20 protein-coding genes are annotated in these 22,684 nt (G+C 43.0%); 6 read left to right on the plus strand and 14 right to left on the minus strand.

Annotation, left to right across the window (positions count from 1 at the left end; genetic code table 11):
* Nucleotides 1-69: 69 nt before the first annotated feature.
* Nucleotides 70-1,968, plus strand: a complete 1,899-nt coding sequence (gene sqhC / locus KXZ66_RS11155) for a sporulenol synthase (RefSeq protein ID WP_049141170.1) — start codon at nucleotides 70-72, stop codon at nucleotides 1,966-1,968.
* On the plus strand, nucleotides 1,958-2,803 hold the full coding sequence (locus KXZ66_RS11160) for a superoxide dismutase (protein ID WP_049141171.1): 846 nt from the start codon (nucleotides 1,958-1,960) through the stop codon (nucleotides 2,801-2,803). The genes sqhC and KXZ66_RS11160 overlap by 11 nt, the downstream gene beginning before the upstream one ends.
* A 32-nt stretch (nucleotides 2,804-2,835) precedes the next feature.
* Here the strand turns inward: KXZ66_RS11160 and KXZ66_RS11165 are convergent, their stop codons facing one another.
* On the minus strand, nucleotides 2,836-4,173 hold the full coding sequence (locus KXZ66_RS11165; RefSeq protein WP_004399312.1) for a sodium-dependent transporter: 1,338 nt from the start codon (nucleotides 4,171-4,173) through the stop codon (nucleotides 2,836-2,838).
* A gap of 218 nt (nucleotides 4,174-4,391) precedes the next feature.
* On the opposite strand from KXZ66_RS11165, the gene KXZ66_RS11170 reads away from it, so the two are divergent.
* On the plus strand, nucleotides 4,392-5,357 hold the full coding sequence (locus KXZ66_RS11170) for a bile acid:sodium symporter family transporter (RefSeq protein WP_021481467.1): 966 nt from the start codon (nucleotides 4,392-4,394) through the stop codon (nucleotides 5,355-5,357).
* A gap of 49 nt (nucleotides 5,358-5,406) precedes the next feature.
* Here the strand turns inward: KXZ66_RS11170 and odhB are convergent, their stop codons facing one another.
* The 8 genes from odhB to cdaS form a co-directional block, all read right to left on the minus strand.
* Nucleotides 5,407-6,660 (minus strand): 2-oxoglutarate dehydrogenase complex dihydrolipoyllysine-residue succinyltransferase, encoded by a 1,254-nt coding sequence (odhB, locus tag KXZ66_RS11175; protein WP_014480026.1) that lies wholly within the window; start codon nucleotides 6,658-6,660, stop codon nucleotides 5,407-5,409.
* 15 nt (nucleotides 6,661-6,675) lie between these two features.
* Complete coding sequence (sucA, locus tag KXZ66_RS11180) at nucleotides 6,676-9,510, minus strand: 2-oxoglutarate dehydrogenase E1 component (RefSeq protein WP_049141172.1); 2,835 nt, start codon at nucleotides 9,508-9,510, stop codon at nucleotides 6,676-6,678.
* A 228-nt stretch (nucleotides 9,511-9,738) separates the two neighbouring features.
* Nucleotides 9,739-11,655, minus strand: coding sequence for a nitric oxide reductase activation protein NorD (locus KXZ66_RS11185; protein WP_049141173.1), 1,917 nt, complete (start codon nucleotides 11,653-11,655; stop codon nucleotides 9,739-9,741).
* 10 nt (nucleotides 11,656-11,665) lie between these two features.
* Entirely contained in the window at nucleotides 11,666-12,580 is a 915-nt protein-coding gene (locus KXZ66_RS11190) for an AAA family ATPase (RefSeq protein WP_072174166.1), read from the minus strand.
* 63 nt (nucleotides 12,581-12,643) lie between these two features.
* A complete protein-coding gene (locus tag KXZ66_RS11195; RefSeq protein WP_021481471.1) occupies nucleotides 12,644-13,234 on the minus strand; it encodes a superoxide dismutase family protein in 591 nt (196 codons plus the stop codon).
* Nucleotides 13,235-13,326: 92 nt separating this feature from the next.
* Nucleotides 13,327-14,571: a D-gamma-glutamyl-meso-diaminopimelic acid endopeptidase CwlS gene (gene cwlS / locus KXZ66_RS11200; protein ID WP_041849926.1), complete on the minus strand. Its 1,245-nt coding sequence runs from the start codon at nucleotides 14,569-14,571 to the stop codon at nucleotides 13,327-13,329.
* 381 nt (nucleotides 14,572-14,952) lie between these two features.
* On the minus strand, nucleotides 14,953-16,170 hold the full coding sequence (locus tag KXZ66_RS11205; RefSeq protein WP_041849927.1) for a macrolide family glycosyltransferase: 1,218 nt from the start codon (nucleotides 16,168-16,170) through the stop codon (nucleotides 14,953-14,955).
* A gap of 235 nt (nucleotides 16,171-16,405) precedes the next feature.
* Nucleotides 16,406-17,029, minus strand: coding sequence for a cyclic di-AMP synthase CdaS (gene cdaS, locus KXZ66_RS11210; RefSeq protein WP_072174170.1), 624 nt, complete (start codon nucleotides 17,027-17,029; stop codon nucleotides 16,406-16,408).
* Nucleotides 17,030-17,294: 265 nt separating this feature from the next.
* On the opposite strand from cdaS, the gene KXZ66_RS11215 reads away from it, so the two are divergent.
* Complete coding sequence (locus KXZ66_RS11215) at nucleotides 17,295-18,653, plus strand: MATE family efflux transporter (RefSeq protein WP_021481475.1); 1,359 nt, start codon at nucleotides 17,295-17,297, stop codon at nucleotides 18,651-18,653.
* A 15-nt stretch (nucleotides 18,654-18,668) separates the two neighbouring features.
* On the plus strand, nucleotides 18,669-19,517 hold the full coding sequence (gene rsbRC / locus KXZ66_RS11220; RefSeq protein ID WP_070547459.1) for an RsbT co-antagonist RsbRC: 849 nt from the start codon (nucleotides 18,669-18,671) through the stop codon (nucleotides 19,515-19,517).
* A gap of 25 nt (nucleotides 19,518-19,542) precedes the next feature.
* Here the strand turns inward: rsbRC and bshB2 are convergent, their stop codons facing one another.
* From bshB2 to rarD, 4 genes are all read right to left on the minus strand, one after another.
* A complete protein-coding gene (gene bshB2 / locus KXZ66_RS11225; RefSeq protein WP_003231215.1) occupies nucleotides 19,543-20,208 on the minus strand; it encodes a bacillithiol biosynthesis deacetylase BshB2 in 666 nt (221 codons plus the stop codon).
* Nucleotides 20,209-20,226: 18 nt separating this feature from the next.
* Nucleotides 20,227-20,577: a YojF family protein gene (locus KXZ66_RS11230; protein WP_003231213.1), complete on the minus strand. Its 351-nt coding sequence runs from the start codon at nucleotides 20,575-20,577 to the stop codon at nucleotides 20,227-20,229.
* Nucleotides 20,574-20,852: a hypothetical protein gene (locus KXZ66_RS11235; RefSeq protein ID WP_049141176.1), complete on the minus strand. Its 279-nt coding sequence runs from the start codon at nucleotides 20,850-20,852 to the stop codon at nucleotides 20,574-20,576. Before KXZ66_RS11235 ends, KXZ66_RS11230 begins: the two co-directional genes overlap by 4 nt.
* A 75-nt stretch (nucleotides 20,853-20,927) precedes the next feature.
* Nucleotides 20,928-21,824, minus strand: a complete 897-nt coding sequence (gene rarD / locus KXZ66_RS11240) for an EamA family transporter RarD (RefSeq protein ID WP_021481479.1) — start codon at nucleotides 21,822-21,824, stop codon at nucleotides 20,928-20,930.
* A gap of 98 nt (nucleotides 21,825-21,922) precedes the next feature.
* Here rarD and gerT point away from each other — a divergent pair, with 98 nt between their 5' ends.
* The gene (gene gerT, locus KXZ66_RS11245) at nucleotides 21,923-22,396 is read left to right on the plus strand and encodes an Hsp20/alpha crystallin family protein (RefSeq protein ID WP_049141177.1); all 474 of its coding nucleotides are present in this window, start codon (nucleotides 21,923-21,925) and stop codon (nucleotides 22,394-22,396) included.
* A 33-nt stretch (nucleotides 22,397-22,429) separates the two neighbouring features.
* Here gerT and KXZ66_RS11250 read toward each other — a convergent pair whose 3' ends face one another.
* The gene (locus tag KXZ66_RS11250; protein ID WP_004399366.1) at nucleotides 22,430-22,666 is read right to left on the minus strand and encodes a hypothetical protein; all 237 of its coding nucleotides are present in this window, start codon (nucleotides 22,664-22,666) and stop codon (nucleotides 22,430-22,432) included.
* Nucleotides 22,667-22,684: the final 18 nt, after the last annotated feature.

Here is a 22,684-nt window from a genome sequence, read left to right on the forward strand (position 1 = left end):
CAGTTTTTTTCTTTCTGTAATGGCAGTAAAAGACGCTGAATATATATGCTTCTGAAGGAGTTGAGCGTGATGGGCACACTTCAGGAGAAAGTGAGGCGTTTTCAAAAGAAAACCATTACCGAGTTAAGAGACATGCAAAATGCTGATGGTTCATGGACATTTTGCTTTGAAGGACCAATCTTGACAAATTCCTTTTTTATTTTGCTCCTTACCTCACTAGATGAAGGCGAAAATGAAAAAGAACTGATATCATCCCTTGCAGCCGGCATTCATGCAAAACAGCAGCCAGACGGCACATTTATCAACTATCCCGATGAAACGCGCGGAAATCTAACGGCTACCGTCCAAGGATATGTCGGGATGCTGGCTTCAGGATGTTTTCACAGATCTGAGCCGCACATGAAGAAAGCTGAACAATTTATCATCTCACATGGCGGTTTAAGACATGTTCATTTTATGACAAAATGGATGCTTGCCGCGAACGGGCTTTATCCTTGGCCTGCTTTGTATTTACCATTATCACTCATGGCGCTCCCCCCAACATTGCCGATTCATTTCTATCAGTTCAGCTCATATGCCCGTATTCATTTTGCTCCTATGGCTGTAACACTCAATCAGCGATTCGTCCTTATTAACCGCAATATTTCATCTCTTCACCATCTCGATCCGCACATGACAAAAAATCCTTTCACTTGGCTTCGGTCTGATGCTTTCGAAGAAAGAGATCTCACGTCTATTTTGTCACATTGGAAACGCGTTTTTCATGCACCATTTGCTTTTCAGCAGCTGGGCCTACAGACAGCTAAAACGTATATGCTGGACCGGATTGAAAAAGATGGAACATTATACAGCTATGCGAGCGCAACCATATTTATGGTTTACAGCCTTCTGTCACTTGGTGTGTCACGCTATTCCCCTGTTATCAGGAGGGCGATTACCGGCATTAAATCACTGGTGACTAAATGCAACGGGATTCCTTATCTGGAAAACTCTACATCAACTGTTTGGGATACAGCTCTAATCAGCTATGCCCTTCAAAAAAATGGTGTGACCGAAACGGATGGCTCTGTTACAAAAGCAGCCGACTTTTTGCTAGAACGCCAGCATACCAAAATAGCAGATTGGTCTGTCAAAAATCCAAATTCAGTTCCTGGCGGCTGGGGGTTTTCAAACATTAATACAAATAACCCTGACTGTGACGACACTGCAGCTGTTTTAAAAGCGATTCCCCGCAATCATTCTCCTGCAGCATGGGAGCGAGGGGTATCTTGGCTTTTATCGATGCAAAACAATGACGGCGGATTTTCTGCTTTCGAAAAAAACGTGAACCACCCACTGATCCGCCTTCTGCCGCTTGAATCCGCCGAGGACGCTGCAGTTGACCCTTCAACCGCCGACCTCACCGGACGTGTACTGCACTTTTTAGGCGAGAAAGTTGGCTTCACAGAAAAACATCAACATATTCAACGCGCAGTGAAGTGGCTTTTCGAACATCAGGAACAAAATGGGTCTTGGTACGGCAGATGGGGTGTTTGCTACATTTACGGCACTTGGGCTGCTCTTACTGGTATGCATGCATGCGGGGTTGACCGAAAGCATCCCGGTATACAAAAGGCTCTGCGTTGGCTCAAATCCATACAAAATGATGACGGAAGCTGGGGAGAATCCTGCAAAAGCGCCGAAATCAAAACATATGTACCGCTTCATAGAGGAACCATTGTACAAACGGCCTGGGCTTTAGACGCTTTGCTCACATATGAAAATTCCGAACATCCGTCAGTTGTGAAAGGCATGCAATACCTTACCGACAGCAGTTCGCATAGCGCCGATAGCCTCGCGTATCCAGCAGGGATCGGATTGCCGAAGCAATTTTATATTCGCTATCACAGTTATCCATATGTATTCTCTTTGCTGGCTGTCGGGAAATATTTAGATTCTATTGAAAAGGAGACAGCAAATGAAACGTGAATCTTATCAAACGGAGATGTTCAATTGGTGTGAAGCCCTGAAAGATCAGATTCAAAAGCGAGGACAGCTTGACCAGTTTGAAGATCAAATCGACAAGATGATTGAGGCTCTGGAAGATGACCAAACAACAGAAGAAGATTGGTATAAACAGGCCGCTGCCCTTTACCGGGATATTACAGAATCAGATGATACAAGTGAAAGACGCGCATATGTCCCTATAGGGAAACACGTGCTGCCAAAGCTTCCTTACAAATACTCCGCCTTAGAACCTTATATTTCACGCGATATTATGGTCCTTCATCATACAAAACATCATCAAAGCTATGTCGATGGCCTGAACAAAGCAGAATCAGAGCTTAAAAAAGTGAGAGCAACAAAGAATTATGACTTAATCACTCATTGGGAAAGAGAGCTTGCGTTCCATGGAGCAGGCCATTATTTGCACAGTATTTTTTGGTTTTCTATGCATCCAAACGGAAAACGGCGTCCTACAGGGGCATTGTTCCAAATGATAGACCTTTCATTTGGAAGCTATTCCGCTTTTAAAGAACATTTTACCCAGGCCGCTAAAAAAGTGGAAGGCGTCGGCTGGGCCATTCTGGTCTGGGCACCTCGATCAGGACGGCTGGAGATTTTAACGGCAGAAAAACACCAGCTCTTTAGCCAATGGGATGTGATCCCCCTTTTACCGCTTGACGTATGGGAGCATGCCTACTATTTGCAATACAAAAATGACCGGGCCAGCTATGTCGATCACTGGTGGAATGTCGTGGATTGGCGCGAGGCTGAAAAACGTTTTGAGCAGGCAAAAGAAGTCGTTTGGAAGCTCTATTAAAAAAAGCCCCCTTTCCTCGGGGGCTTCGTGTATTAAAAAATGCCTATCACATGCAAAAACACGATGATGATGGCAACAGGAGATAAATATCGAATGAGCAGCAGCCAAACCGCAAACCACTTTCGTTTGAGATTGGAACCGCTTTTCAGCTCGTCAAACAAATCCTGTTTCGGTATTTTTAGCGGAACAAAAATCGAAATCAGTAACGCACCTAACGGCATTAAAATATTGCTCACAAGATAGTCAGCCGCATCAAAAATAGACAGATGAAATATAGTGACGTCACTTAAGACACCGTATGATAATGCAGACGGCACACCGACAATAAAAATAGCAATACCGCCTAACCAAGCGAATCGTTTTCTCTTATTGATATCGCCTTTCGACAGTACTGCGACCAAAATTTCCAGCATTGAAAAAGCAGATGTCAATGCAGCAAATAAAAATAGAAGTAAAAATGCTAATAAAAAGATAATTCCGAACGGCATTTGATTAAACACAGTCGGCAGAACGTTAAATAACAGAACCGGGCCTTGGTCTGGCTTGAGGCCGAATGAAAAGACAGCTGGAAAAATCGCAATTCCGGCCATTACAGCAACAAGCATGTTCATAACAGTTACAGATACAGCGGACTGTACCAGATTTTCCTGTTTCTCTAAATAAGCGCTATACGTTACCATGACAGATACACCGACACTTAATAAGAAAAAGGATTGTCCCATTGCATATAAAATGGTATTGGCATCAATTGCAGTTAAATCAGGCATGAGGAAAAATTTGATTCCTTCCATCGCGCCATCAAGTGTAACCGAACGCACCATTAAAATGATGAATAATAGAAAAAGCGCCGGCATTAATACTTGGCTTGCTTTTTCAATTCCGCTGCTTACCCCTTTTGCAACAACTAAAATTGTTACCACCATAAAGAGCAGCTGGCCTCCTACAGCCAAATAAGGATTTGAAATGGTACTTGCAAATATCGTATCAAAACCAGATGTTTGCGATAAACCGCCAGTGAAGCCTTTTATAATATAAATTAAAATCCATCCGCCTACGACACTGTAGAAAGATAGAAGAATAAAGCACGTCACCATGCCTAAATAACCGATCCAATGCCACTTCGTTCCTGGAGCAAGTGTTTTATAGGACTGAACGGCATCTTTCTGTGTTCTTCTGCCTATGATGAATTCACCTAACAATAAAGGCAGTCCGATTAAAACCGTAAATAAAATAAAAATAAGTAAAAATGCGCCTCCTCCGCTGGTTCCGGCAACATATGGGAATTTCCATATCGCACCAAGCCCGATAGCTGATCCTGCCGCGGCTAAAATAAAGCCGAGCTTCGAAGACCATTGATTTGCTTCCTTCACCGTATCACTCCTATTTGATCTAACCATTATAAAGGTTCATTGTAAGAATATCTTCCTATATAGTCAAGAACATTTTAATTAGTTTACATCATATATCTATAGACATCTGCCAAAAACTAATATTGAATTATTCAGAAAATTATTTATAATAAGAGAATGTTATGAAATTTGTAAGAATTTCTGCTGAAGTTCTTGATAAGTGTGTTAGGAGTGTTTTTATGGACATCATTAGAAAAATAAGTCATTTTGCAGGACAAACCTTTGGCATATGGGTCATTGTTTTTGCAGTGCTGGGATTTTCTTTCCCATCTTTATTTACGTGGATCAGTTCTTATATTACGATTTTTCTTGGCATTATCATGTTTGGGATGGGCCTTACACTGCAAGCCGATGATTTCAAAGAGCTGGTCAGAAAGCCTTGGCAAGTTATTATTGGAGTAATAGCTCAGTATACGATCATGCCGCTCGTTGCTTTCGGCCTCGCATTTGGGCTTCATCTTCCAGCTGAAATCGCAGTTGGTGTTATTCTTGTCGGCTGCTGTCCCGGGGGAACTGCATCTAATGTTATGACATTCTTAGCAAAAGGAAATACTGCCCTTTCTGTTGCGGTTACGACAATTTCTACCTTATTGGCACCTGTTGTAACACCGTTGTTGATTATGCTGTTTGCCAAAGAATGGCTTCCTGTCTCGCCGGGGTCTTTGTTTATCTCAATCTTACAGGCGGTTTTATTTCCGATCATTGCAGGTCTGATTGTCAAAATGTTTTTCAAAAAACAAGTGGCAAAAGCCGTACATGCCCTTCCGCTTGTTTCTGTCATTGGCATCGTTGCGATTGTCTCAGCTGTCGTCAGCGGCAATCGGGAAAATCTGCTTCAATCGGGGTTGCTCATTTTTTCAGTTGTTATCCTGCATAACGGTATCGGTTATTTACTGGGGTTTCTTTGTGCAAAGCTTTTAAAAATGGATTACCCGTCTCAAAAAGCGATTGCAATCGAAGTCGGCATGCAAAACTCCGGGCTTGGGGCTGCACTTGCCACGGCTCATTTCTCACCGCTATCTGCCGTACCAAGCGCAATATTCAGTGTGTGGCATAACCTTTCAGGTTCTATGCTTGCAACATATTGGTCAAAAAAAGTGAAAAAGAAACAAGCTAGATCCAAAAGCAGCAATCTATCACTTTAAATATGCATCAAAAAAGGTACATCACTTTATCGTGATGTACCCTTTTTTATTATCCTTCTAATAAAAGCTGTTCAGGATCTTCCAGTAAATTTTTGATTGTCACGAGGAAACCAACCGCTTCTTTACCGTCTACAATTCGGTGATCATAAGATAAAGCGATATACATCATCGGACGGTTTTCGAAACGCTCTTCATCAATGGCTACAGGGCGCAGCTGAATCTTATGCATGCCCAGTATACCGACTTGCGGGCTGTTTAAAATTGGAGTTGACATCAATGAACCGAAAGTCCCTCCGTTTGTAATCGTGAAGGAGCCCCCCTGAAGCTCGCTAAGGGTTAATTTATTGTTTCTTGCTTTTTTCGCAAGCTCGCCGATCTCTTTTTCGATTCCTGCAAATGTCAGGCGATCCGCATCCCGCACAACCGGAACGACAAGGCCTTCATCAGCAGCAACAGCGATTCCGATATCGTAGAATTTTTTAACGATCAACTCATCGCCTTGAATTTCTGCATTCAACAGCGGATATTTTTTCAATGCAGCCACGACCGCTTTCGTGAAGAAAGACATAAAGCCGAGCTTCACTTCATTTTGCTCAAAGAATTGATCTTTGCGGCGTTTTCTGAGATTCATAACAGCCGTCATGTCCACTTCATTAAATGTAGTCAGCATCGCCGATGTTTGCTGCACCTCTACAAGGCGTTTTGCAATCGTTTGTCTGCGGCGTGACATTTTTTGCACTTCAACAGGTTTTTCAAAGCTTTGCTGTGCTTTTTGAGCCTGAGGCTGCTGCTTTTGCTGAGGAGCTGGTTTTGATGCCGGTTTTTCGTACGCTTCGACATCCTGCTTGCGCACTCTTCCAAGCGGATCTCCAGTTGGAACTTGAGACAGGTCAATTCCTTTTTCTCTCGCCAGCTTACGGGCCGACGGAGAAGCAATTGTTCTTGATTTTGCTTCAGATTGTGCTTCCTCGCTCACCTCTTGTGCAGCTGGTTCAGCCTGTTTCTCTTCTTTTACGCTTTCCTTGCTTTCTGCTTTCTCTGTAGGAGCAGGGGCAGAACTTTCACCCGCGCCTTCTGAAATCGTACCGATAATTTCTCCGACCTGGACGGTATCACCCGAATCTTTCAATACCTCTTGAAGTACACCCGATTCTTCTGCTGTCAATTCAACATTCACTTTATCCGTTTCTAGTTCAAGCAGATATTCACCCTGTTCTACATAGTCACCAGGCTGCTTTAACCATTGGGCTATTGTTCCTTCTGAGATTGATTCTGCTAATTCAGGTACCTTAATTTCCGCCATTTTTTCATTTCCCCCTTAGTTTTTGCGAGTCAAGCTATCAGATACAATACGTTCCTGTTCTTTTTTATGAACTGTCGGATCTCCCTCTGCAGGGCTGGATCGTCTTCTTCGTCCAATATATTGAACGCTTACTCCCTCTGGTGCAATCTCTGTCAAATACGGGCTGATATAACCCCAAGCCCCCATGTTCTGCGGCTCTTCCTGCACCCAAACGATTTCTTTCAGGTTCGGAAGTTTTGCAAATAATTCTTTGACTCCTTTTGCCGGGAATGGATACAGCTGTTCGATTCTCGCAATGTGAAGCCACTCTTTACCGTCTTCTAACTTATTAAAATGATCACTGATGTCTATAGACACTTTACCGCTGGATAAGACAAGTCTGGTTACTTTTTCATAGTCATGAGAAAGTCCCGACTGTTCATAAACAGGCTGGAAGCGGCTTTCGCTGAGCTCCTGCACTTCCGACACCGTATTTGGGTTGCGAAGAAGGCTCTTCGGCGTCATAATGACGAGCGGTCTGATTTCTTCACGAAGCAGCATTTTAGCCTGTCTTCTTAAAATATGGAAATACTGTGCCGCGCTTGTCAGGTTGGCAACCGTCCAGTTGTTTTCCGCTGCAAGCTGCAGGAATCGCTCGATTCTTCCGCTTGAGTGCTCAGGCCCCTGTCCCTCGTAACCGTGCGGGAGCAGCATGACTAATCCGGATTTTTGGCCCCATTTCGCGCGTCCGGCAGAAATAAATTGGTCAAAATACACTTGAGCAGCGTTGGCAAAATCTCCGTACTGTGCTTCCCACAAAACAAGCGTTTCCGGTGAATGCACGTTATAGCCGTATTCAAAACCGAGAACCGATCCTTCAGACAGCGGGCTGTTATGAACAGCAAATGATGTGCTGCAGTCAGATAAGTGATGAAGCGGCACAAATTCTTTGCCCGTCTCACTGTCATGAAGCACAAGGTTTCTTTGGGCGAACGTTCCGCGCTCGGAATCCTGTCCTGTTAAACGAATCGGTGTTCCGTCTTTCAAAATTGAAGCAAACGCGAGTGATTCTGCCAAAGACCATTCCACTTTTCTGTCATCATCGAACGCCTTGGCGCGTCTTTCTAAAATGCGTTTTAGCTTGCCGAAAACATTAAATGACTCCGGCCAGTTGATCAATTCGCCATTCAGCTTGCGGAGCACATCAAAATCAATCGAAGTGTCCACATCTGGGAAACCGTTTGATACAGGCTCTGGAAGTTCAATTTCACAGGCAGTGTGTTCCTTTTTAGACGGAACTTTCTGATATGCATCCTCAATGCGCTTCGTTACCGATTTTTCGATGTTTTGAACGACTTCCTCGGTAAGCACGCCTTCTTTTACCAGCTTTTCAGCGAAAATTTGTTTGACTGTCGGATGCTTTCTGACAGCATCATACAGCATTGGCTGAGTGGTTGACGGTTCATCCATTTCGTTGTGTCCATAGCGTCTGTACCCGATCAAATCAATCAGAAAATCCTTGTTGAATGTTTTTCGGTATTCGACTGCAAACTTAACAGCTGAGAGACAAGCTTCAGGATCGTCCGCATTCACGTGAACAATCGGAATTTCATAACCCTTGGCCAGGTCACTGGCATATTTTGTCGATCTGGATTCAGCGCTTTCTGTTGTGAATCCGATCATGTTATTGGCGATAATATGAATCGCACCGCCTACTTGATACCCTTTTAAAGAGCTTAAATTCAATGTTTCAGCTACAATTCCTTCCCCAGGGAATGCAGCATCTCCATGGATTAAAATGGCCAGCGATTTTGTTTCATCTTGTACCGGGTATCCGCTTTGTGTTCGCGTTTCCTGTGCCGCTCTTGTGCTGCCTTCAACAATCGGATTGATAAATTCCAAGTGGCTCGGGTTGTTCGCTAACGTAATGCGCGCTGATTTTGTTTCAGCGTCTTGAAGCTCCCGATTCGCCCCCAAATGGTATTTGACATCCCCTGTCCATCCGTAGCTGATTCCAATGGATCCCTCAGACGGTACAAGATCTTTGTTCGGCGCATGCTGGAATTCAGAGAAGATGATTTCATACGGTTTGCCGAGCACATGTGCCAAGACATTCAGGCGTCCCCTGTGCGCCATCCCGATGTTGACACTTGTCGTGCCTGATTTGACAGATTGTGCAATAATGTCATCAAGCACTGGAACAAGAGCGTCCAGACCCTCAATGGAAAAGCGCTTCTGCCCGACGAATGTGCGGTGCAAAAACTGCTCAAAGCCCTCTACTTCTGTCAATCTTTCCAGCACAGCTGACAGCTTTTCAGCTGAGTTCTTCTGGAACAGCTCGCCAGATTCAATCTTTCTTGTCAGCCACTCGCGCTCTTTGAAGTCATGCACATGGTCAAATTCAAATGAGATCGTTCTTTTATACGTATTTCGTAAATACTGAATGGCTTCTAAACCGTTCGAAATGTTTTTAGGAGCGTCTTTGCAGATGACAGACGCAGGTATTGCTTTTATTTCCTCTTCTGTTAGCCCGTAATCGGATAATGGAAAAAGTTCGCTCTTTTTCTCATCCTTTCTGAGCGGATTGACGGAAGCGTTCAAATGGCCATAGGTTCGGATATCTTCTGCAAGTCTGACTGCGGATGCGATCTTTTGAATCAGATCGGCTGTAACACGTCCCTTTTCTTTTGTTCCCGAGGCCTCTTTTATATCGCTTGGCGGAGCACCGAGCTCGTCGAACATTTCCTTCAAATCCGGGTCAATGCTGTTCGGATCCTGGGTATACTGATCGTAAAGCTCCAGCGCATAGCCGAGGTTCGGACCGTAAAAATCTTCCCAATTCATTCGTTGTTTCATACTATTTTGAAACATTTGAATATTACCCCCAACTTAAATAATCAAGTGATTGATTCACTATCTTGAAATAACTTTCGAACGCTGTGTCCAAAATTATGTAATAAAAACGCTTCCAACGATATTTTACCACTGTTTGCAATTTGATTCTACCTTGATTGTTCACAAAATAGTAAAAAACCTTTATAAAAAACAAAAAATTTAATCATTCGAAAAAACAAACGCCAAAAAGCATAGGATTAAGGGCTATCCTATGCTTTTATGAAGCAGTTTTTTCAGCAGCGGATACAAAACATCCGGTAGCTGATCAACATCCGGGACAAATATACTGAATTTTCCGTACATATCCTGGATCGTCTTCATTTGCGATTCTTCTATTTCTGAGTTGGAGAGAAAAACATTTATCACTTCTATTCCTCTTTTTCGGGCTTCGATAACCGCCTCACTTGTATCAACGATCCCATTTTGTTCGTAGCCAAATGCGGCCGGCTCTCCATCTGAGAAAACAATTAAGAACTTTTGCGCCTCGCTGCGATGCAGCATTTTTTTCGTCATCTGCCTAATTGCGTACCCGTCACGGTTATCTTCTTCTGGCTCAAGCTGCATAATGGCCGGTCCAGAATCTTGTCTTAATGATGATTGGAAGGGAATAACCGTATTGAAATAGTTTGGCTGGCTTGTTTCGGTCGCATCATTTGTGTCCTCCCAGAAACCGACAATCTGATGCGGAACCGCTACCGATTTCAACGCTTCGTGAAACAGCACGATTCCTCGTTTTGTTTCGTCCATTTTGTCGAACATGCTGGCTGAACAATCGACCAGCAATGTAAAAACTGCGTCGATTTCTGAAGATGGTTCTTGCTTTTTGTAGAACAGGCGCGGATTTCGCTCAGTGAAGTAACGAAGAAGCTTATTGTTCAGTCTCCCGGCATGAAGGTCTGTTCTCGGCAATGTTTTTTTATGCTCCAGCGTTTTTTGAATCATTTGTTTCAAACGCTTTTGATACGATTCAATCGTTTTTGCCTGCTGTTTATAAGAAAGCTCTACTTCACTGGTTGCCGGCTGCGGTTCTTTATAAATTGGAAATGCATATTTATTTTCTTTGCCGTCAGCCATACCCGCTCCGTTCGGCTGGTCTTTTTGGGACTCCAGCGCTTCCAGCTTGGAATAGTCTTTCCGTTTCGTTTGTCTGGCTGATCCTTGAACAGAGCCAAGGGCCTGATCTCCATCGTCGCCTTCCCTTGAAGCATCTTTTCCTAAATCTGATTTTGCGCCGTGTTCAATATCAAATTGAAGGAAGCTTTTAGACGGTGCTTCTGTTTCCCGGTGCCATGTCGGCATTTCTTCTTCATGGATATCCTCATCACCGTCTGATTGTTTTGGAAGCGTGATGTCATCACTCAGCTTCGGCGCTTTTTTCTCTTCTTCAAATAACGGCTGTTCTGCAGCTTTTGCGTAATCAAGCTCAGGCAAAAAGAAGTAGGTGTTCAACATGTCTTTATCGAGTACCTCTTCAAGTCCGTCCATGAGGTCCTCAACAATTTTCAGAACCTGCCGTGTCGAATCTGCTTCATACACACGCAAGAGCTGCTGCTCAATAAACGGGCGCATCAGATCGATATCTTCACGCATGGATGGAAGGGTCTCGAGCGGCGATTCCGCTGTGAGCTTGACATAGATCGCGCAAAAGAGCGCATCGGTAAAAATGCTTCGTTCCAAATTTAAGGTCAGCTGGGTTGAGAAATGTTTTCTGTACATGTCTTTTCGCTTCGCAAATACATGTTTCGTACCCGGACGCTCACGTTTGATGCATTCTTCGATCCTAATGTCTTCAAGCAGCATAAAGAGCTGCTTGGCAAAACTTTTAAAGGTGAGATGACGATGGGTATCATTCAAAAAGTTCGCAAACTCATGCAGCGAGCTATATCTTGTTCCGACTGAACGCAGGTAGACGTCGCTTTTCAGACCCGCTTCCATGTCCTCAGCTGCCCTGTCTTTCCAAAAGTGGCTCATATAGATTTTCTTTTCAAATGGATTGTAATAGGACTGAACGCCATACTCCACTTCTACCGCTTCACTCTTGGTGAGTGTTTTGGCCAAATCAGTCAGCATCATAAATAAAAATGAATCAATCGTGCTGTCGTTAAATTTGATAAATTTCATCGCAGCCCCCTCATTCAAACAGAGTTTCTGCAATATTTCGGACGGCCGCTTTTTCCCGATCATCATCAAGCTTTTCTACAATTCCTCGCTCAATGGCACGACGCGGCGGAATATAAGCAGCTAAATCACATGTATCGATTAAAGCTCTGATGGACGCCGCTTCTTCAGACACCTGTCCGTTATTGGCCTGAACGATCAAGTCAGAGGAAAGCGTGATAAATCTGTCAATCAATTTATCGTCTTTCAGGGCTGACTGAGACATGAGCACTTGTTTCAGCAGCTCGCCTTTAATATAAGGCACATCAATGATGACAAAACGGTTTTTCAACGCTTCATTCAGAGGAACAGTTCCGACATAGCCTTCATTGATGGCTGCAATGACTCCGAAACCGCTTTTAGCCCGTATGACCTCGCCTGTAAACGGATTTGTCATCATTTTTCTGTAATCTAATACACCGTTTAAAATAGGCAGTGTTTCCGGCTTCGCCATATTGATTTCATCTATATAAAGAAAATGGCCTTCCTTCATTGCCTTTGTAACAGGTCCTGAAACAAACTCGATTGTCGCCTGGCCAGATTGATTTTCAATCGTTTTATAACCGACCAATGCCTCAGCGTCCAAGTCGACTGAACAGTTGACACTGTGCATCGGTTTATGAAAATAGCTGGACAATGTTTCTGCCAACTTTGTTTTTCCTGAACCTGTAGGCCCTTTCAGCAGGACATTTTTCCCCATGGCTAATGCAATAATGGCGTCAAATAAAATGGCTTCATCCTCCGCCTCATAGCCTGATGTTCCTATAAGCGATTGAAACTCCGGGGAAATAGGCTGCTCTTTATATGATAAAAGCTTTTGTTGTATATCTTCCGGCAATGTTAAGTGCTGTAGTTGAGTTGTCATAGACAGATTCCCTTTCCTATTCATATTCCATTAACGAGTATACTAAAAAAGCCCCTGTATGCTCAATACAAAAGGGCTTGGATGATATTACTGCTTCTCGTTATTTCCCAAAAGGGCTCCGCAGACAATACGCGCACCGGAATTGCCGCTTGGGTTTGTCAGATAATCGTCCGCTTGTTCATGAATAATAAATGCACTTCCGTCCTCGTCGAGAATATTTAGTTTACTTCCTTTTTTCAGTGAAGTGTCAGGCGCATTCATTATGACATCTACCTTTCCATCAGCACCGACTTCAAGGTTCGGCAGATCTCCGGCATGATGCCCCATCGGATTGTTGAAGCCGTGTTCTTTGTTCAGCGGATTAAAGGGACCGCCCGCTGATTCAAAATCCGGCCTGATACAAGAACCTTTCTCATAAATATGAAAACCGAGAGAAGCACCTGGACGCAGGCTGTTTGCGGAAATATGAATATCGAGGCCTTCATCATCTGATTCTTTGATCTCTATAAAACCGACTGCTTTCCCTTCACGATTGACCAGTTGGACATGATGACCAAACGCTGACGTTTCAACCACTTTTTTTTCCGGCACCCGGTTAGGAGGGTCTGGAGGTTTTTTTTGTCCGCATCCGGCAACTCCCAGTGCCGTCAGCATCATCAACAGCAAGAGACGGTGCATACTGTCTCCCCCTTGTTTTTTCTAACAGTGTGGTCAATCATTGTCTGGTATAAACAAAAAAGCCTATAAAAGGCTTTTTGTCATACTCATTTTTAAAAATAACTTCTTGCGCCCAAGTACCGCTGTTTCCAATACGAATTGCTGAGATTGGAAATGTCGACGCCCGATGAGCTTGCATGAATAAAATCACCGCCGCCTAGATAAATCCCCATATGAGACGGGCCGGATTTATATGTGGTAAAGAAGACAAAGTCTCCTACTGACGGCTGGCTGACTTTCTGCATGACATTCCAATATCCTGCCGTACTCAATCTTGATATAGATGATACATTATTAATGAGGTAATAAATGAAGCCGCTGCAATCAAAACCGGCAGGCGTGTTTCCGCCCCATCGGTAAGGCACTCCGACATATTTTTTCGCTTCCGTGATCATTCTGTCAATCTTCGAGCCTATTTGAATGTTTGACCCTGAGTTATCTTTTGGCTTTGTTGGCTTTGTCGGATGTGAAGGATTAGATTTTGATGTTCCAGAAATAGTCAGAACCTGCCCGATTTGCAGCACATCCGATGATAAATTGTTTTTATCACGGATGCTTTGGACAGTGACTCCGAGCCGATTTGCAATTTTCCACAGCGAATCGCCTGCTTTTACCTTGTACGTCGTTGTTTTTGAGGGATTGGAGTTTGACGGCTTTTTGGAACCGCTGTTTCCGTTCTTAGGCGAACTGCTTCCTTTTATTTTGAGCACCTGTTTAGGATAAAGTGTATCTGATGTTAAGCCATTTAAGGTTTTTAATTCGGCTACAGTCATATTTAAGCTGTTTGCGATTTTCCACAGTGAGTCACCAAGCTTGACCGTATATGTACTTTTTGAAGAACCTGAAGAATTGGAACCGCTGTTTTTCTTTGATCCATTTGATCCGCTTGAACTGCTTGTCCCTTTGATCTTAAGCTTTTGCCCCGGACGAATCAGGTCACTGCTCAGGCTGTTTAAGCTTTTAAGCTCAGAAACACTCATTTTATGATTTTTAGCAATCATCCATAGGGAATCACCATATGCAACTGTGTATGTTGACGTTTTGCTTGAATTAGATGGGGATGTCGTGCTTTTTTTGCTGCTTTCAGGAACCTTAAGACTTTGTCCGACATAAAGCACCGTTGATTTCAATTTGTTTTCGGATTTCAGAGCTGATATTGTCGTATCATACTGGCGGGAAAGTTTCCAAAGAGAGTCACCGCTTTTTACTTTTATCGTTTTTGCTTCCGCGGGTGCTGCGGCCATCGACGACCCAACAACTGCAGAAACAGCCAAGCCGGCTACAATCTTCTTTTTCATTCATTCAACCTCCTAAACTGTTTTTTTTGTAAAAACAGCTAGTATTTTGTTTCCAAAAATGGCACACAACTGTTTTATCGTCAATTTTTCAGCAAGTTAAACCCTTTTCAAACATTTGGCGCAGCATTTTCAGCATCGTTCGACCTTTAAACCTTCAAATAAACATCTAACATTTTACATAAGCACGATATGTTTTTCGAAAGTCTAAGGAACTATTTAAGTGAGGGTAAAATGATGGTTTTCTATTGATGAACGAAGCAGTTTCTCCTCCTTTCTTGTCTATTTTTCTAATCAATTCTCTATCGGCGTATCAAATCCCTTCCTCTGCATTCTTATGAAATGGCAAAAAGCCTGTTCTTTCGATAAGAACAGGCTTTTACACTATGCGTTTGCTGATTGAGTTTTTTGTTTTACAGCTTCAAGAATGCTATCGGCCGCTTTTTTAGAGCCGCCTGCCGCTTTCAGTGATTGTCCAATTTCTTTTGCCTTTTCAGCATACGAACGATTATTCATTACATCTTGTATCGTCTCTTTCAGTAGGCTTTCAGACAATTCTTCCTTTTTAATTACTTTTCCTGCGCCGACTTTTTCTACCTGATCTGCGACAACAAATTGGTCGCCTCCCATCGGAATGACAACGAGCGGGGTTTCAAAATACAAACCTTCACTTGTGCTGTTCATTCCGCCGTGGGTCACAAATAAGCTGGCTCTTTTCAAGATCTCAAGCTGAGGGACATACGGGCGTACAATGAAATTCTCCGGAATGTCGTTTAACTCACTTGTTTTAATATGCTTGCCGATGGAAAGCACAACTTTACCGTCAAAGTCCTTACACACTTCAAGGCATTGATTAAAAAACTGCTTTTGATTATTAAAAATGGTTCCCATTGAAATAAACAGCACGTTTTCATTGTCAATCTGATCAAATGGGAAATCATTGTTTCCGGCTCTTTCTGTAATGGAAGGACCGACAAATACATATCGCTCGCCAAATTGCTCAGCCAGTGGCTGAAATTCCCTTGATGTAAAGACAATTGTCAAGTCACCATCAGCTAAAAAAACATCAAATGGCTTCTTGATCTCTGCTTGAAAATCAGCATTTAAAGTTTCTGCAAGCTGCTGGTATGATTCATAATGAGGCGAATCTTCAAGTGATCCTTTCATGTACGCTCCCATCATTTCCTTCGCAAATTCCTCATTCATCGCAAAGGTTGTACACAATGAAAATCTTGGCAGCTTCAGCATGTTGGCAATGACTTTACCCGCGAGAAGATGGTGATCATATATGACATAATCATACGATTCATGTTTGACTTCCTCATAAATATGAGTCGCGATATCCTTACAGGCTTTCAAAAAAGCGCAGAGCATTTCTGTGAAATCTCTTTCTTCATCGCCGGTTGCGTTTTTCCCGAAGTAATCTCCTCTGAAATCATGATACTCACGAAACTCTATATCAAGAGCTGTGATTTTTTCTTTATATTCCTTCACTGCGTAGTACGTAATGTTTTCTCCCCGGGATTTCAGCTCCTTCATCACACCGATAGAGGGATTAATATGCCCTTCACCGGGGAAACCGATCATTAATACATTAGCCATGCGGCAGCACCCTTCCTTTGAGAATTTATGTAATATTTTATACGGTACTATAAATGCATAAACAGGTAAAGTATTTCACTTAATTAATATTCATCATATATAACTTTTCTACCAGTTTATATTCCCTGTCTTCAAGACAAAAAGCATTCAGCTTGAAGCGAATGCTTTAATAAAGATGCGAATTCAGTCATTTTGTCTCATGATAGGATTCTTAATCAGGCCCTTTTTATTATTTTTACGTTCTTGGTGAAATTAACGGATATAATACACCGTCTTTGGCAAACGACATCTTCCCTGTTTCCTCTGAAACCACGAGCACCAGTGCATCCGTATAGCCCGACATACCGAGAGCCGCCCGGTGCCGGGTTCCCAAATGGATATCCACTTCCTTCGTCGTCAGCGGGAGCACATTGGCTGCTGACACGAGTTTGTTTTCCCTCACTAACAAAGCGCCGTCATGAAGAGGGTTTCCGGGGAAAAAGATGCTTTCAATTAATGAAGAGCTGATCTCGGCGTGTAGGGAGGTGCCTTTTTGAATAAAATGTTCAACCGGGTCCGCTCTTTCAATCACAATTAAAGCTCCATGCTTATGTTCCGATAAGGCTTTAATCGCCTTGGCCAGCTCAATAAATGCCGGCGTAAATTCCTCAATGTATGATTGCAAATAAAAGGAGGATGCAATCCCCTGCATGTCCTGAAAAATGTGCCCTAATTCATCTAATTCACAAAGGAGACACTGGTCTTTTTCGTGAAGCGTTTTCAAGATTAGAGATGCATCACCTAATATTTGCTCTAGGTATACCTGTATTTTCCCCTTGAACGCATTTTCTGATATCTGCTCATAGCGCATAATCTTCATCTCCTGTTCAAATTTCCAACTTTTCACGAATGCTTATCTTATTGATGCACATTCTATTGGTAAAGGAGGGATGTAAAGAATGGAAATCGAAAGAATCATTCAGTATATTTGCACCTTTTTAGGCGTGATTTCGCTTTCTTTTATTTATGCCCAAATGTTTAGAAAAACGAAACCGACAAAAAAAGAATAGGCCCGGCGTTCATTGCTTTTTATACATAAAATGTTATAATTTCTCTCGTTATGAAAAAGAAACGGAGATCAATGTATGAAAGAAACTCAAAATGCCCGGGAAAAAATCAAACAGCTCTTGCACATTTTAATACCGATATTCATTACCCAGGCGGGGCTTTCTCTTATGACTTTTCTAGATACGGTGATGTCAGGGAAAGTCAGCCCCGCTGATTTAGCGGGTGTCGCGATTGGCTCAAGCCTTTGGACCCCTGTTTACACAGGACTTGCAGGTATATTAATGGCGGTCACCCCGATTGTCGCTCAGCTATTAGGCGCAGAGAAAAAACAGAAGATCCCCTTTACTGTTTTACAGGCTGTATACGTGGCCGCGCTACTTAGCATCGCCGTTTTATTGATTGGATATGCTGCAGTTGACCTTATTCTTGGCCGATTGAACCTTGATATTCACGTGCATCAGATTGCTAAACACTTTTTAGGCTTTTTATCACTGGGAATTTTCCCTTTATTTGTTTACACCGTGTTGAGATCATTCATCGACTCATTAGGAAAAACGAGAGTCACCATGATGATTACACTCAGTTCTCTTCCGATCAATTTTGTATTGAATTATGTATTTATCTTCGGGAAGTTCGGAATGCCGGCACTTGGGGGTGTCGGCGCGGGGCTGGCATCCGCTTTAACTTATTGGTGTATCTGCATCATCAGTTTTTTCATTATTCATAAAAACGCACCGTTTTCTGAATACGGGATTTTCCTTACCATGTATAAGTTCTCTTGGAAAGCATGCAAAAATTTGCTCAAAATCGGGCTGCCTATTGGGTTCGCCGTGTTTTTTGAAACGAGCATTTTCGCAGCTGTCACGCTTCTAATGAGCCATTTTCATACAGTGACCATCGCGTCCCACCAGGCAGCCATGAATTTTGCGTCTCTTTTATATATGCTGCCGCTCAGCGTGTCCATGGCTCTAACAATTGTTGTCGGGTTTGAAGCGGGTGCAGCCCGTTTTAAGGATGCACGCTCATATAGCTTAATCGGCATCATGATGGCAATCGGCTTTTCTTTGTTCACTGCCGCCTGTATCCTTTTATTCAGAGAGCAAATTGCGGGCATGTACACTTCTGACCCCGATGTGCTCCGGCTGACACAGCACTTTTTAATTTATGCGCTATTTTTTCAGCTTTCCGATGCTGTTGCCGCACCGATCCAGGGAGCACTCAGAGGGTACAAAGATGTGAACTATACGCTTGCGGCCGCTTTTGTCTCTTACTGGGTCATTGGCCTTCCGGTCGGTTATATGGTCGGTACGTTTACAAGCCTCGGTGCATTCGGCTATTGGATTGGATTAATAGCAGGACTCGCCGCCGGAGCAGTTGGGCTATTTTTCAGGCTGGCAAAACTGCAAAAACGTTATTCGCAAAAACAACACATTTAAAAGAGGTGATCAATCATGGCAAAAAACAAAAAATTATTCGAGTATCTTTCCCAGCATGCGGAAACCATCAGTTCAACGTGGTATGAAACAATCGAGGAGACTGACCCCAATTCCATTTATGCCTCAACAGACCCTGTTGTCATTCACAATTTAAAGAGCCAGAATCTTGCCTTTAACTATAAAATAAACCGTATTTTTATAGATGATGAGGACGTATACTTGCCTATACTGAAAGAATGGGCTTTTGAAGTCACACAGGATCAAGAGCATTTAAAAACTCCTATCCACTATATTATTCGGGAGTTTGTCAGAGTGAGAGATTTATATGTTTCCTATGTGAAAGAATTTGTCCATCTCAATCAGGATACTGTGAAAAACGAAGAAGCCGAAGACCTGTATCACGCCCTTATAAAAGCGTTTGATCTTGTGATTCATATTTTTATAGAAGAAATGTACAAAAACACAAGCCTTCAGCTTCAGGCCCAAAAAGATATGATTACTGAATTGAGCGCTCCGGTCATCGTGCTGTTTCACAGCGTCGGACTGCTGCCTTTAATCGGAGATATTGATACAGTCCGCGCCAAGCTGATTATGGAAAACACACTGCATCAATGTGCGAAAAAAAAGGTGACACAACTGTATATTGATTTATCAGGAGTAGCTGTGATTGATACGATGGTTGCCCATCAGCTGTTCAGTCTGATTGAGGCGCTTCGTTTAATCGGTGTTTCTTCAACTTTGTCTGGAATCCGTCCGGAAATCGCGCAAACAGCGGTTCAGCTAGGTTTGTCTTTCGAAGGTATTTCCTTGAGATCCACTCTCGCTTCAGCAATTGCATCGGACTTAAAATTAAAAAAGGTATAAGGCTTAAGGCCTTATACCTTTTTGATTAATCATTCCATTGATACGTCCAATATATTTCTTCTTCAAACCATGTTGCCATAACAGGTTCATTATTTTTCAATTTCTCTTCAAGCTCTCTGAGCATGCCTTCTGTTTGTGTGCGGTGAGCTCTTAACGCATTCATTTTAATATCAGCTACTTCTTTGATATCAAGTACGACATCAGCTTCGCCGAGAACCTCTTCTCTGTTGCGGGTAATGGCCATGCAGATTGTACGCGGACGGTCTTCTTTCTTTTTGCGATATAATGCACGGATAACCGCTTCCCCGCATGCATCATGGTCAGGGTGCACACCGTGTCCGGGATAAAATGTGACAATTAAACTTGGTTTTACATCATCTATGATCTCTTCCATGATATCAGCTAAATACTCATCGTCTTCAAATTCGAGCGTTTTGTCACGGAGTCCAAGCATACGAAGGTCATTGATATCCATTTCTTTGCAAGCATTGATGAGCTCTTGTTTTCTTAATAGCGGCAACGTTTCCCGGTTCGCGAAAAATGGATCGCCCATATTTCTGCCCATTTCACCTAAAGTGGCGCAGGCATACGTAACGGGAATGTCTTTTTTTCTGTTTAAGGCAATGAGGCCTGCCACTCCATATGATTCATCATCAGGGTGAGGCAGGATTACTAGTACATGTTCTTTCATTATTATTCACCCTTTTCTTTAAACTGTGAACGGTTTTTCGCTGATTTGCAGAGAAATAGCCAGTTTACCGCCCGGCAGGTGTCCCGCCATTAATAAACGGTTTTCTTCATCTACCGTGTATTCAGTCAAGCCTTCAGCATAAATCCAGCCTTCTTCTGTTTTCAAGCCAACGCGGTAAGGCCCGTTGCCTTTGATTTTTGCCTGATGATAAGTGACTTTTGCATTGCGGATATACGCAACAACCGTCATGTTCTTTTCATTTAAGTGCGCTGAATAAGAACCTGTGGTGGTTTCTAAGTGGATATATACAGGGCGGTCCGCATATCGTTCTAAAGATGCTTGCACATCTTCTTTTATGATCGCTTTCATGATTGCTCCCCTCTTTCTTGTTTTAAATACTCTGCACGTTCTGTATGTAATTTGACCAGCTGATATTTCACAGCCGGTTCGAGCTGTGAATTCACAATGCGCTGAATCGCGGCAAAATATTTTTCCAGCATCGGTTTTCGGAGTCTTGGATGTGTTCGTTTATCCAAGAGCTCAAGATCAATCGCCTCTGCTACCGCTTCTGCGTCATCATGTGCGAGAGATCGGTTATTCCAAAGTGAAGCATAGGCTTTCACTATCTCTTTATCATTGTCCATCGTCTTGCTCCTTTATGTCTTACATACATGAAATGATTATACATAATATATGCATCAGCTGAAAAGCCAAAGGCCTCAATGGCTTTTTGACGCCCGTTTCCACTTCACTTGTGAAAACGTAAACAAGATCAGCGCAGCCCATATACAGCTGAATGTAAAAGCCTTCGAGCTTGAAAATGGCTCATTGTAAACAAACAGCCCGATCAGAAGGGTAATGGTCGGCGCAATATATTGTAAGATACCGACTTGATACAGTGGCAGCCGTTTCGCTCCTTCCGCAAACAATAAGAGCGGCAAAGCCGTAAACACACCGGCCAAAAAGAGAAGCAGCCACGTCCCTCCGCTTTCTGCACCCGCTGGCTGAACATGTCCGCTGAACAGCAAATACCCTAATGCAATCGGCATAATCATGAATGTTTCCAGCGTTAAACCGATGGCGCTCGGCAGGCTTGTTCTTTTTTTGCTTAACCCGTACAGCCCAAAGCTGAATGCGAGGAGAAGCGCAACATAAGGAATGGAGCCGTATTGGAACGCCGAGATGATGACACCGGCTGCCGCAATCGAAACGGCCACTAATTGCAGGCGATTCAGTTTTTCCTTTAAAAATAAAATCCCAAGGAGCACTGATACAAGCGGATTAATGTAATAGCCAAGACTAGCCTCAAGCAAAAAGCCATGGTTTACAGCCCATATGTATACAAACCAGTTGATCGAAATCAGGATAGAAGCAAGAAATAAAGAGAGGATCCCTCCGTTCTTTTTCAGAGAGCGCAGCTCCTGCCATCCTATTTTCCATTGCCGCAAGAAAAAAAGTACGATACACATAAAAACAAAAGACCATATAATACGATGAGCCAAAATATCAAGAGCCGGCAGCTGTTCGAGAAGCTTCCAATAGAGCGGAAACAGGCCCCACATGATAAAGGAAACGGCTGTGTAAATAACGCCTTTTTTTGTTTCTGAATATTGCATTTATATCCCTGCCTTTCTTTAGAGCATCTTATATTATATCACGTGAAAGATCTGGCGGGCATATACTATTTTGTCCGTGAAGAAAGGATGTGAAGACAATGTTTGAGTGGAACAAGTACTTTCCTTTCCACAATCAATTTTCTAAAGAAGCATTAAAAAAAGCTGATCCGAAAGAAGTTGAAACGTATGTCAATCGTGTGATGGAAAGTGTGTTCGGAAGTGATTATGCGGCTCAATTTCCTTTCCGCGATCCTCTCCCCCAAAAAGAACAGCCCGCCAAACCTGATGCAAAACCTGATGTCAAACCTGATATTGATATATTCGAAACCGCAGACCATGTGTTTGTAAAGGTGCCAATCAGCGAAGAATGGCTGGAACAAGTAAGAATCAAACACACATCTCACGAATTATGGTTGGAAAACTTCCCAAGATCAGATCATCCGAAAAAAGTAAACCTTCCTTGTTTAGTCAAACGCAAAGGAACAAAAGCCGTCTATAAGGATGGCCTTCTGGAAGTCATGTTTCAAAAACAGCAAGACTACAATATGTCCGAGGTAGAAATCATCCGATAAAAAACGGCCTGCAATCGATGCAGGCCGTTTTTATTAATAGAAGCCGGGATATCCCCCGTATGGCACGCCGGCACCAAAACCGTACGGTCCGCCTCCGTATCCATAAGGGCCAGGAGGATAGGCATAGGGACGAGAATAGTTAAACAGCGCACTCCCGAGAAAACCGCCTAATAAACCGCCGACTAGAGGAGCGCCAAACAAAAAAGGACTACGCGCCGGATATCCGGCTGGACCTGGGATTCCGCGTAAATACGAATGATGAGGGTACATGATTTTTTCCTCCTTTAT

The sequence above is a fragment of the Bacillus sp. LJBS17 genome, from assembly GCF_019334685.1.
GTDB classification, from domain to species: Bacteria; Bacillota; Bacilli; order Bacillales; family Bacillaceae; genus Bacillus; species Bacillus subtilis.

Coding starts and splice junctions, on each gene's coding strand:
- sqhC (WP_049141170.1), top strand. CDS start 70: ATGGGCACACTTCAGGAGAAAGTGAGGCGTTTTCAAAAGAAAACCATT.
- KXZ66_RS11160 (WP_049141171.1), top strand. CDS start 1,958: ATGAAACGTGAATCTTATCAAACGGAGATGTTCAATTGGTGTGAAGCC.
- KXZ66_RS11170 (WP_021481467.1), top strand. CDS start 4,392: ATGGACATCATTAGAAAAATAAGTCATTTTGCAGGACAAACCTTTGGC.
- odhB (WP_014480026.1), bottom strand. CDS start 6,660: ATGGCGGAAATTAAGGTACCTGAATTAGCAGAATCAATCTCAGAAGGA.
- sucA (WP_049141172.1), bottom strand. CDS start 9,510: ATGTTTCAAAATAGTATGAAACAACGAATGAATTGGGAAGATTTTTAC.
- KXZ66_RS11185 (WP_049141173.1), bottom strand. CDS start 11,655: ATGAAATTTATCAAATTTAACGACAGCACGATTGATTCATTTTTATTT.
- KXZ66_RS11190 (WP_072174166.1), bottom strand. CDS start 12,580: ATGAATAGGAAAGGGAATCTGTCTATGACAACTCAACTACAGCACTTA.
- KXZ66_RS11195 (WP_021481471.1), bottom strand. CDS start 13,234: ATGCACCGTCTCTTGCTGTTGATGATGCTGACGGCACTGGGAGTTGCC.
- cwlS (WP_041849926.1), bottom strand. CDS start 14,571: ATGAAAAAGAAGATTGTAGCCGGCTTGGCTGTTTCTGCAGTTGTTGGG.
- KXZ66_RS11205 (WP_041849927.1), bottom strand. CDS start 16,170: ATGGCTAATGTATTAATGATCGGTTTCCCCGGTGAAGGGCATATTAAT.
- cdaS (WP_072174170.1), bottom strand. CDS start 17,029: ATGAAGATTATGCGCTATGAGCAGATATCAGAAAATGCGTTCAAGGGG.
- KXZ66_RS11215 (WP_021481475.1), top strand. CDS start 17,295: ATGAAAGAAACTCAAAATGCCCGGGAAAAAATCAAACAGCTCTTGCAC.
- rsbRC (WP_070547459.1), top strand. CDS start 18,669: ATGGCAAAAAACAAAAAATTATTCGAGTATCTTTCCCAGCATGCGGAA.
- bshB2 (WP_003231215.1), bottom strand. CDS start 20,208: ATGAAAGAACATGTACTAGTAATCCTGCCTCACCCTGATGATGAATCA.
- KXZ66_RS11230 (WP_003231213.1), bottom strand. CDS start 20,577: ATGAAAGCGATCATAAAAGAAGATGTGCAAGCATCTTTAGAACGATAT.
- KXZ66_RS11235 (WP_049141176.1), bottom strand. CDS start 20,852: ATGGACAATGATAAAGAGATAGTGAAAGCCTATGCTTCACTTTGGAAT.
- rarD (WP_021481479.1), bottom strand. CDS start 21,824: ATGCAATATTCAGAAACAAAAAAAGGCGTTATTTACACAGCCGTTTCC.
- gerT (WP_049141177.1), top strand. CDS start 21,923: ATGTTTGAGTGGAACAAGTACTTTCCTTTCCACAATCAATTTTCTAAA.
- KXZ66_RS11250 (WP_004399366.1), bottom strand. CDS start 22,666: ATGTACCCTCATCATTCGTATTTACGCGGAATCCCAGGTCCAGCCGGA.